This window comes from Roseateles sp. P5_B10, from assembly GCF_056400485.1.
The window spans coordinates 1-2,336 of sequence record NZ_JBFULE010000802.1 but is presented as its reverse complement, the minus strand read 5'-3'; the positions used below and the strand labels follow the sequence as shown (position 1 = coordinate 2,336).

At 65.6% G+C, this 2,336-nt stretch carries 2 protein-coding genes and 1 pseudogene; 1 reads left to right on the top strand and 2 read right to left on the bottom strand.

Annotated features, from left to right (window positions below; all coding sequences use genetic code 11):
- Both AC1DU6_RS27840 and AC1DU6_RS27835 read right to left on the bottom strand, forming a co-directional pair.
- Nucleotides 1-514, bottom strand: a pseudogene (locus AC1DU6_RS27840) (hypothetical protein); the annotation flags it as partial.
- Nucleotides 511-714, bottom strand: a complete 204-nt coding sequence (locus AC1DU6_RS27835; RefSeq protein ID WP_457325085.1) for a hypothetical protein — start codon at nucleotides 712-714, stop codon at nucleotides 511-513. The gene AC1DU6_RS27835 and the pseudogene AC1DU6_RS27840, both read right to left, overlap by 4 nt.
- Before the next feature lie 247 nt (nucleotides 715-961).
- Between AC1DU6_RS27835 and AC1DU6_RS27830 the strand changes: the two genes are divergently transcribed.
- A complete protein-coding gene (locus tag AC1DU6_RS27830; RefSeq protein WP_477861082.1) occupies nucleotides 962-2,233 on the top strand; it encodes a flippase in 1,272 nt (423 codons plus the stop codon).
- Nucleotides 2,234-2,336: the final 103 nt, after the last annotated feature.

Sequence of the window (2,336 nt, the reverse complement as noted above, 5' to 3'; positions counted from 1 at the left end):
CACGTAGGCCGTCTCGCCGGGCCAGGAAGATATCGCGGGGGTGTCGGCCCTGCTCGCGAATAGCGAGGAGCGGCAGCACGAAATGGCGCACGAACTGGCCGTAGGCCGCCCATCCGGGCGGGTCATCGGCGCGACGGGGCTGCAGCGACAGCAGATCGCACAGCCTCGGCGTCGAACGGTCAAAGAGTATGTTGTGGGCGGAGGCGTCCTTCAAGGTCCATCCTTGGGCCCAGGCCATGCTCTGCACGCGCAGCGTGAGCCGGGCTGCGTCGGCCAGCATGGCCGGCGTCCATTCGAACGGATAAGTGGGCAGCTCGACCCGGGCGTGCTCAAGCCGGCTGGCATCGAGCTGGCGGCCAGGAATAAGCAGACCTGTCTCGGTCAGCCGAGCGTAGAGGGGGCTCGCAAGCAGGGCTTCCAGTTCTGGCTGTGCACCAGCTGCAATGTGGCGCACGATGCGCTCGCCGTCATCCTCCAGCCAGCCAGCCGGGTCACGAAAACTGCGCAGCGTCACTGCGAATCTCGTTTCCAGCGCCGCTTGATGGCCTTCCAGATTTCCTTGGGATTGCGCAGGTAATAGACCAGGCCCACGGCGGCGGCGATGAGGCCCTGCACCAGCAGATGGGCCGAGCCGCCGTCGATATAGGCCTGGGCCGGCGCCAGCGTGGCGCCGAGCAGCAGCAGGACGAGGACGAGGAAACGGGTGGGATGCATGGTCTGTTTTGCGTCGAGCGCGCGTACTTGTGAAGTCGCCACCGGACTGCATATCTCGACGGCCCGACAAACAACATTCCGAATCTGAAATTATCGCCCAGGCGACGTCCGGTCCATTGTGAAGCGCCAACGAGGCGCAGCACACGGCGTGTCAGGTACACCAGGTGCACGTAGGCGGGCTCCCGCGACGTGACGACTACACTGCGCGGCCTCAAAACGTTGTCCTGGCCTGTTACCGCCTTCGCTGATGAAGCTCGCCCGTGCGTCCTTGCTCAACCTGCTGGGTCTGGGCGCGCCGATGTTGGTCGCACTGGCGCTGATCCCGGGCTTGCTCGGTGCCCTTGGCGCGCAACGCTTTGGCCTGTTGGCATTGATCTGGGCTGTGGCGAACTATTTCGGGCTCTTCGATCTCGGGCTGTCTCGCGTGCTGACGCAGCGCGTGGCGCGGCTGCATGCCGAGGACCGGTTCACCGAAGCGGGCGCCCAAGCCACAACGGCTTTGGTGTTGCTCGCGCTGATGGGCTTGATGGCAGGGGCGTTTCTGCACGCGCTCGCGCCAACGATGGTCGGCTTGATCGCCGGCGTGCCCGATCCCGTCGAGGCGATCGGTGCGTTGCGCTGGCTGGCCTGGGCCTTGCCATGCTTCCTGCTGACCGCAGGGCTGMGCGGGTTGCTGGAGGCAGGTCAAGCCTTTGGCGTCCTGAACCTGATCCGGCTGCCGCTGGGCGTATGGACCTTCCTGGGCCCTTGGTGGGCGGCGACGTTTTGGTCCGCTGATCTGGTCCTGATCACGCAGGTTTTGGTGCTGGGTCGTGTGCTGGGCTGCCTCGCTCACTTCATAGGCGCATGGTGGGCATTGCCGGCTTTGCGCGGGCAGCTTCGATGGGACGCGGGCCAGTTGCGGCCGCTGATGGCTGCGGGCGGGTGGCTCACGCTGGGCGCGGTGATCAATCCGATCACGGCGTATGTGGATCGCTTCATGGTGGCGACGTTGCTGTCCGCTGCCGCGGTGAGCCACTAYGTGACGCCGCAGGAGTTGGTGACCAAGCTGGCGATTCTTCCGGGCGCTGTTTCGGCGGCACTCTTGCCGCGTTTTGCGGCGCGTGCACCTGGTGACGAGCCTGACTGGCGCCTGTACGACCACAGTTTGGCTGCGTTGCTGCTGGCGTTGCTGCCGGTAACGGCAGGGCTCGCATGGGGCGCGCATCCGCTGCTTTCTGCGTGGCTCGGCAAGGCCTTCGCAGCTGAAAGCGTGCCCGTTCTGCAAATCTTGTGCGTCGGCGTGCTGGTTAACGGGCTGGCCTATGTTCCGCTGACGTGGTTGCATGCCGCGGGCGCATTCCGTGCGCCGACCCTGGTGCAACTGGCGGCGCTAAGCGCCTTCGTCATGATGCTGCTGTTGCTGTGTCCGCGATTCGGGCTGGTCGGCGCTGCCTGGGCCTGGACGTTGCGCATGGCTGGCGACGCAGCGGCGCTGTTCTGGATTTGCCATCGGCAGCGCAAGGAAGGGGTGCGATGAATACAGCCGCCGCGCTCCCATGGGTCAGCATCGTCACGCCGGCGCACAACCAAGGCAAGTACCTGCGTGCGACCATGGAGAGCGTGCTGGCGCAGGACTACCC

What these genes read in the sequence shown, in the direction of transcription:
- AC1DU6_RS27835 (WP_457325085.1), bottom strand. Translation starts at nt 714, where the DNA reads ATGCATCCCACCCGTTTCCTCGTCCTCGTCCTGCTGCTGCTCGGCGCC.